The organism is Achromobacter maghribensis (genome assembly GCF_057334215.1).
The window spans coordinates 235,179-243,242 of sequence record NZ_JBHFII010000014.1 but is presented as its reverse complement, the minus strand read 5'-3'; the positions used below and the strand labels follow the sequence as shown (position 1 = coordinate 243,242).

Sequence of the window (8,064 nt, the reverse complement as noted above, 5' to 3'; positions counted from 1 at the left end):
CCCCCCCCCCCCCCCCCCCCCCCGCCGTCAGGCTTGCGGCTTCTTGCGAGCCCGCAGCAGTTCGTCCAGCACGAGCAGCACGGCGCCGCAGGTGATCCCCACATCCGCCAGATTGAAGGCGGGGAAGTAGGAGTCGTTCCAGTAGAACAGCAGGAAGTCCACCACGTGGCCGTACACCACGCGGTCGATCACGTTGCCGATGGCGCCGCCCAGGATCAACGTCAGCGCCAGGCTGAAGCGCGGCTGGCCATGGGTGCGGCGCAGGATGATCGTGATCACCACGGCCGCCACGATACCCAGGGCGGTGAACAGCCAGCGCTGCCAGCCTTCCTCGGACGCCAGGAAGCTGAACGCAGCGCCCCGGTTGAACAGCAGCGTGAAGTCAAAGACCGGCAAGACGTTGACCCGCTCGCCGTACTGGAACGAGGTGTTGAAGTACACCTTCGTCAACTGGTCCAGCACGATGATCAACAGCGCCAAGGCCAGCCAGCCGCCCACGCGCGCCGGAACGGCGCGGGCGGGTGACGTGCCCGTCACTCCCGAATCGGAGGGGCGGGCCATGCTCAAGCCTTGTCCCGGGCTTCGCCCGAGCCGAACAGGTTCGACACGCAGCGACCGCAGATCTCGGGGTGCTCGGCGTCCTGACCCACGTCCAGGCGCCAGTGCCAGCAGCGCTCGCACTTCTTGTGGGTCGACGGCGTGACCTCGATGCGGGTCTCGCCTTCGCTTGCGTGCACGGTGGCGCGCGAGACGATCAGCACGAAGCGCAGGTCGTCGCCCAGGCTGGCCAGCAATTGCTGGTCGTCGCCATTGGCGTACAGGTCAACTTCCGCTTGCAGCGACGAACCGATGTCGCCCGCCGTGCGCACTTCCTCCAGCTTGCGCTGGACGTCGGCGCGGATGGCGCGCAGGCGCGACCACTTGGCGGTCAGCACGTCGGCGTCGGCAAACGGCGGCAGCGCGTGATAGACCTCGGTGAAGATCGTCGTGCGGGCAGCATCCGCCTGGTGCTTCAGCGCCGAGCCAACCAGTTCCTTCCAGGCTTCTTCGGCCGTGAAGGACAGGATGGGCGCCATCAGCTTCAGCAGCGTCTGCGTGATATCAAGCAGGGCCGTCTGCGCCGAGCGGCGCGCCACGCTGCCGGGAGCCGACGTGTACAGGCGGTCTTTCAGAATATCCAGGTAGAACGCACCCAGGTCTTCCGAGCAGAACGTCTGCAAGCGCGAGACGGCCGGGTGGAAGTCGTAGCGTTCGTAGTTGGCCTGGACTTCGGATTGCATCTGCGCCGTCATCGCCAGCGCATAGCGGTCGATCTCGAAGAGGTCGCCGTAAGGCACGGATTGCGACACCGCGTCGAAGTCGGCTACGTTGGCCAGCAGGAAGCGCAGCGTGTTGCGGATGCGGCGGTAGCCTTCCACTACGCGCTTCAGGATCTCGTCCGAGATGGAGAGTTCACCCGAGTAATCGGTGGACGCCACCCACAGGCGCAGGATTTCCGCGCCCAGCGAGTCCGACACCTTTTGCGGGGCGATCACGTTGCCCACCGACTTGCTCATCTTGCGGCCCTGGCCGTCCACCACGAAGCCGTGCGTCAGCAGCGCCTTGTAGGGAGGCTGGCCGTACAGCATGCAGCCGGTCAAGAGCGACGAATGGAACCAGCCGCGATGCTGGTCCGATCCTTCCAGGTACAGGTCGGCGGGCCAACCCAGTTCGGCGCCGTGCGAGCCGGCGAACTCGCCGTCCTTGCCGCCCAACACCGTGGCGTGCGTGCTGCCCGAATCGAACCACACGTCCAGCGTGTCGCGGTTCTTTTCGTATTGATCGGCCTCGTCGCCCAGCAGGTCGCGGGGTTCGATCGCTTGCCAAGCCTCGATGCCGCCTTGCTCGACACGCTGCGCCACCTGTTCAAGCAGTTCGGACGTGCGCGGGTGCAATTCGCCGGTTTCCTTGTGCACGAAGAAGGCCATCGGCACGCCCCACTGGCGCTGCCGCGACAGGGTCCAGTCGGGGCGGTTGGCGATCATGGCGTGCAGGCGGGCGCGGCCCCAGGCGGGGTAGAAGGCCGTGGCTTCGATGCCGGCCAGCGCCGATTCGCGCAGGGTCGGGCCGCCGTCTTTCGGGGCCACGTCCATGCCGGCGAACCATTGGCTGGTGGCGCGGTAGATGATCGGCGTCTTGTGGCGCCAGCAGTGCATGTAGCTGTGCTTGTGCTTTTCGACGTGCATCAGCGCGCCGGCTTCGGTCAGCGCCTCGACGATCTTGGGGTTGGCATCCCAGATGGACAGGCCGCCGAACAGCGCCAGGCTGTCCACGTACTTGCCGTCGCCCATGACGGGGCTGATGAAATCGGTGTCCTTCATGCCGTGCGCCTTGCACGACACAAAGTCCTCAATACCGTAGGCGGGGGCCGAGTGCACGACGCCCGTGCCCGAGTCAGCCGTGACGTAGTCGCCCAGGTAGATGGGGGCGCGGCGGTCGTAGGCCGGGTTGAATTGCGCCAGCGGATGGCGGAATTCGATTTCGGACAGCGCCTCGCCGGGCGCGGTGGCGATGATCTCGCCTTCCAGGTTCCACGACTTCAGGCAGGCTTCAACGCGGTCTTTCGCCACCAGCAGCAGCGGGCCGAACTTGGGCGCAGGCGAAACGCGTACCAGCGCGTATTCGATTTCCGGGTGTACGTTCAGCGCCTGGTTGGACGGGATGGTCCAGGGCGTGGTCGTCCAGATGACGATGGCGCCGTCATCCACCGATGCCAGCTTGAAAGCCGCGGCCAGCTTGGCCGGTTCGGCGAACGGGAACGCGACGTCAACGGCGGGGTCGACGCGGTCGGCGTATTCGACTTCGGCTTCGGCCAGTGCCGAACCGCAGTCAAAACACCAGTTCACGGGCTTCAGGCCACGGAACACATAGCCCTTGTCCAGGATGCGGCCCAGCGCGCGGATCTCGTCGGCTTCATTGCTGAAGTTCATCGTCATGTACGGGCGATCCCAGGCGCCCAGCACGCCCAGACGCTTGAAGTCCTTGCGCTGGCGGTCGATCTGCTCAAGCGCGTAAGCGCGAGCCTTCGACTGCACTTCGGCCACGGGCAGGTGCTTACCGTACTTTTTTTCGATCTGGATTTCGATCGGCATGCCGTGGCAGTCCCAGCCCGGCACGTAATGCGCGTCATAGCCGGCCATGTTGCGGCTCTTGACGATGATGTCCTTCAGGATCTTGTTGACCGCGTGGCCGATGTGGATGTCGCCGTTCGCATAGGGCGGGCCGTCGTGCAGCACGAAGCGGGGCCGGCCGCGGCTGGCCGCACGGATCGCCTGGTAGACGTGGTTTTCCTCCCACTGCGAAATCCAGGCGGGCTCGCGCTTGGCAAGGTCGCCCCGCATGGGGAAGGGGGTATCGGGCAGGTTGAGGGTCTTTTTATAGTCCATGAACGGCAAAATAGGCGCGCGCGTTTCGCGCGTCTTCGGCGATGGCGGCAGTCAGGGAAGGGAGGTCAGGAAATTTTTCTTCGTCCCGCAGCTTGTGCAGGAATTCGACGCGTACGAGTTTACCGTAAGCGTCGACGGTATCGTCCAGCAGGTGCGACTCAAGCAGCACGCGGCCGCGGTCTTCGACCGTCGGGCGTACGCCCAGGCTGGCCACGGCGGGCAGGGGGCGCTCGGCCAGGCCATAGACCTGGACCACATAAATGCCCGACCGGGCGGCGCAGCGCTCGGCCACGCGCAGGTTCATCGTCGGAAAACCAAGGGTCCGGCCCAGCTTTTGGCCGTGGATCACGTGGCCGCTGATGTGGTACGGGTGCCCCAGCAGGTGGCGGGCGCGGTCAAGGTCGCCCACGGCCAGCGCCGTGCGGACCTCGGAACTGGATATCCGGTGGCCTTGCTGGTCGGTCACGTCCGCCAGCGTCTGCACCTCGAAACCGTGGCGCATGCCGGCTTCGCGCAGCAGATCGATGTCGCCGCTGCGCTTGTGGCCGAAGCGGAAGTCCTCGCCCACCAGCAGCCATTTGGCTTGCAGCCCCTGCACCAGCAGGTTCTCGATGAAAGCGTTGGCCGACATCTCGGCCAGCCGGGCGTTGAAGCGTTCCACCACGACCTGGGACACGCCGTAGCGTGCCAGCGCCGCCAGCTTGTCGCGCAGCCCGGATATCCGGGTCGGCGCCAGCTCGGGGCGTTGATTCAGGGTGGCGAAATACTCCCGCGGATGCGGCTCGAAGGTCATGACGGCAGGCGTCAGGCTGCGTTCACGGGCGACTTGGCAGACGCGCGCCAGCATGGCCTGATGTCCGCGATGGACGCCGTCGAAGTTGCCGATCGTCAGCGCGCAAGGCGCGCGGCGGTCGGGCGGAGGCAGGGATCGGTAGATGCGCAGCGATGGTTTCACGAGCGAGAGTTTACAATTTTGGATTCGGGGTTTGTTCTAATCCCCCAACCATTTATTCGCGCACGGTATTTCCGGCGCGGGAAATGGCGGTGGACAAGCCTTTTTGCGTCAAGCAACGCCTGCCCCGGCGGGCGCCCTGGGGGCTACATCTTTGGATTCTTCTATCTTGCCGGAAACACAAATGTCTAAACGCCGCCTCGTCATCCTGATCTCGGGGCGGGGCAGCAACATGCAGGCGCTGGCTGAAGCGTGCCGCAACGAAGGCTGGCCGGCGGACATCGCGGCCGTCATCGCCAGCCGGCCAGACGCCGGTGGGCTGGAATGGGCGGCCGCCCAGGGCATTCCCACGGCGGCCCTGTACCATAAGGACTATGCCAGCCGCGAAGCCTTCGACGCCGCGCTGGCCTCGGAGATCGACCGCTACGCGCCCGACTACGTCATCCTGGCCGGCTTCATGCGCGTCCTGACGCCGGGCTTCGTCAACCACTATGCAGGCAGGCTGGTCAATATCCACCCCTCGTTGCTGCCGGCCTTTCCCGGCTTGCACACGCATGCCCAGGCCTTGGCCACGGGCGTTCGGGTGCATGGCTGCACGGTGCATTTCGTCACGCCGGTGCTGGACCACGGCCCCATCATCGCCCAGGGCTGCGTGCCGGTCCTGGCCGGCGATACGCCGGAACTGCTGGCCAATCGCGTCCTGGCAGTGGAACATCAGGCTTTTCCGGCCGCCGTGCGCTGGTTGGCCGAAGGCCGGGTTACGCTGACAAGCGACCACCGGGTGGACGTGCAGGGCGACCCCGCGCGTTTGTTCAACTGGTCGCCGGCCGCTTGAGCGGCCCCGGATCGTACCGAATCGCTCGCATTGAATCGCTCGCATTGAATCGCTCGCATTGAATCGCTTTTACCGGGCGGAACTCCTCCGCCCCACTGGAACACACCATGACTAAACCCCAATCTCCGCGTTCTCGTCCGGCAGGCACCCCGAGGGCCGCCTCCGAAGGGCGCGACGGTCGGTCCTTCTTCTCGCGTCCCAAGGGCGATGCCCGCGAAGCGCCCCAGCGTGACCGCAACGACCGCGCGCGCGACGAGCGTCCCGGCCGCGACGCCGGTCGTCCGGCGCCACGCCCATCGTTCGACGCGCCGCGTGGAGAAAACCGCGGGGAAAACCGCGGGGAAAACCGCGGCGAGCGCGGTTCCTTCGGCGGCGACCGCCGCGCGGACCAAGGCCGGCCGACGCCGCGTCCGTCCTACGACGCGCCTCGCGGCGAGAACCGCAGCGGCGGCCCGCGTGGCGACAGCCGTGGCGGCGAGCGGGGTTCCTACAATTCGGACCGCCGTGAAGGCCAAGGCCAAGGCCGGCCGGATTCGCGCCCCTCTTATGGCAATGGCCCGCGCGGCGACAGCCGTGGCGGCGAACGCGCGTCCTACGGGTCGGAGCGCCGGGAATACCAAGGGCAGGGGCAAGGCCAGGGTCGTCCGGATTCGCGTCCGTCATACGGCAATGGCCCGCGTGGCGACAGCCGCGGCGGCGAACGCGCGTCCTACGGGTCGGAACGCCGGGAATACCAAGGGCAGGGGCAAGGCCAGGGTCGTCCGGATTCGCGTCCGTCATACGGCAATGGCCCGCGTGGCGACAGCCGCGGCGGCGAACGCGCGTCCTACGGGTCGGAACGCCGGGAATACCAAGGGCAGGGGCAAGGCCAGGGTCGTCCGGATTCGCGTCCGTCATACGGCAATGGCCCGCGTGGCGACAGCCGCGGCGGCGAACGCGCGTCCTACGGGTCGGAACGCCGGGAATACCAAGGGCAGGGGCAAGGCCAGGGTCGTCCGGATTCGCGTCCGTCATACGGCAATGGCCCGCGTGGCGACAGCCGCGGCGGCGAACGCGCGTCCTACGGGTCGGAACGCCGGGAATACCAAGGGCAGGGGCAAGGCCAGGGTCGTCCGGATTCGCGTCCGTCGTACGGCAACGGCCCGCGCGGCGACAGCCGTGGCGGTGAACGCGCGTCCTATGGATCGGAACGCCGGGAATACCAAGGGCAGGGGCAGGGCCCGTCCGGATTCGCGTCCGTCATACGGCAATGGCCCGCGTGGCGACAGCCGCGGCGGCGAACGCGCGTCCTATGGTTCGGAGCGCCGGGAATTCCAAGGGCAAGGTCAAGGCCAGGGCCGTCCTTCCTATGACGGCCCGCGCGGCGATGCGTCGTCGAACGGCAACCGCGAAGCGGCGTCGCAGAAGCCGCAATTCAACCGTCCGCGCCAGTCGTACGCGGCGATCCGCATCGATCAGGTGCAGCGCGTGCTGGGTGAAATCCTGCAATGGACCTATCCGGCCGACTCCGCGCTGTCGCACTGGCTGCGTCATCATCCGAACCTGGGTGCGCGTGACCGTTCCGAGGTTGCCGAGGCCGTCTACGACGTGCTGCGCCACCTGCGCCGGTACCGCCAGTTCGGCGAAAGCGGCGTGGGGCCTGCCTCGCGTCGCCTGGCTATCCTGGGCCTGAACGCCACGCTGGGCGCCGAAGCGCTGGAAGAGGGCATGGACGCCGCTGAAGCCGAATGGCTCAAGCGCGTGTCGCAGATTGATCTGTCCACCTTGCCCCGAGCGGTACGCGGCAGCATCCCGGACTGGCTGGACGAACGCCTGAGCCTGATGGACAGCCCGGAAACCCTGGTCGAAGCGCTGAACCGCCAGGCCAGCCTGGACTTGCGCGTCAATCCGCTGAAGGCCGAGCGCGACGCCATGCTGACGGAATTGCAGCAAAGCGCTGGCCGCTACGAACCGGTCGCCATGCCGTTTTCGCCTTGGGGCATCCGCATGGAAGGCCGCCCGGCCATCAATCGCTGGCCGCAGTTTGAAAATGGCAGCATCGAAGTGCAGGACGAAGGCAGCCAGCTGCTGGCGCTGCTGGTTGCACCGCGCCGTGGCGAAATGATCATCGACTTTTGCGCCGGCGCCGGCGGCAAGACATTGCTGCTGGGGGCGTTGATGCGTTCCACCGGCCGTTTGTACGCCTTCGACGTGTCCGCGGCGCGCCTGGCTCGCGCCAAGCCGCGCTTTGCGCGTAGCGGCCTGTCCAACGTGGTGCCCGTCGTCATCGACAGCGAGAACGACGCCCGCGTCAAGCGCCTGGCAGGCAAGGCGCAGCGCGTGCTGGTCGACGCCCCTTGCAGCGGCATCGGCACCTTGCGCCGCAATCCCGACCTGAAGTGGCGCCAGCACCCGGAGGCCCTGGCCGAATTGGGCCGGCTGCAGGAACGCATCCTGAACAGCGCCGCGCGTTGCGTGGCGCCCGGTGGCCGCCTGGTGTATGCCACGTGCAGCCTGCTGGCGGAAGAAAACGAGGTTCAGGCCGAGCGTTTCCTGGCCAGCCATCCCGATTTCGAACGCGTGGATGCCGCCGAGATCCTGGCGGCGCGTTGTGAAACCCTGAAGCTCGAAGGCCCCTACGTGCAGTTGCGCCCCGACGTGCATGGCACCGACGGCTTCTTTGCCGCGGTATTCGAGCGCAAAAAGAAGGGCGCGGCTGACGCGACGGCGGAAACCGCTGACGCCACGGCGGAAACTGCTGAGGCGGCGGACGCCGGTGACGACATGGTGGATGCCGGCCTCGTCCCCGAGGCCGAACCGGCCAAGGAAGACAAGCCGGCCTGATTCCGGCTTGGTGCGCGCCGGCTCAGGGA

The 8,064-nt window shown here is 67.0% G+C and carries 5 protein-coding genes; 2 read left to right on the top strand and 3 right to left on the bottom strand.

Annotated features, from left to right (window positions below):
* Positions 1–27 precede the first annotated feature (27 nt).
* The 3 genes from lspA to ACE039_RS06160 are packed head-to-tail and all read right to left on the bottom strand — an operon-like array spanning position 28 to position 4,380.
* Positions 28–561 (bottom strand): signal peptidase II, encoded by a 534-nt coding sequence (gene lspA, locus ACE039_RS06170; protein WP_313465170.1) that lies wholly within the window; start codon positions 559–561, stop codon positions 28–30.
* Between the two features lie 2 nt (positions 562–563).
* Positions 564–3,425 (bottom strand): isoleucine--tRNA ligase, encoded by a 2,862-nt coding sequence (gene ileS / locus ACE039_RS06165; protein ID WP_485821934.1) that lies wholly within the window; start codon positions 3,423–3,425, stop codon positions 564–566.
* Positions 3,415–4,380, bottom strand: a complete 966-nt coding sequence (locus ACE039_RS06160; RefSeq protein ID WP_105557632.1) for a bifunctional riboflavin kinase/FAD synthetase — start codon at positions 4,378–4,380, stop codon at positions 3,415–3,417. The genes ileS and ACE039_RS06160 overlap by 11 nt, the downstream gene beginning before the upstream one ends.
* Positions 4,381–4,561: 181 nt before the next feature.
* Here ACE039_RS06160 and purN point away from each other — a divergent pair, with 181 nt between their 5' ends.
* Both purN and ACE039_RS06150 read left to right on the top strand, forming a co-directional pair.
* Positions 4,562–5,212 (top strand): phosphoribosylglycinamide formyltransferase, encoded by a 651-nt coding sequence (gene purN / locus ACE039_RS06155; RefSeq protein ID WP_105557633.1) that lies wholly within the window; start codon positions 4,562–4,564, stop codon positions 5,210–5,212.
* A gap of 1,467 nt (positions 5,213–6,679) precedes the next feature.
* Positions 6,680–8,035: an RsmB/NOP family class I SAM-dependent RNA methyltransferase gene (locus tag ACE039_RS06150; RefSeq protein WP_485821940.1), complete on the top strand. Its 1,356-nt coding sequence runs from the start codon at positions 6,680–6,682 to the stop codon at positions 8,033–8,035.
* The last annotated feature ends 29 nt before the right edge of the window (positions 8,036–8,064 follow it).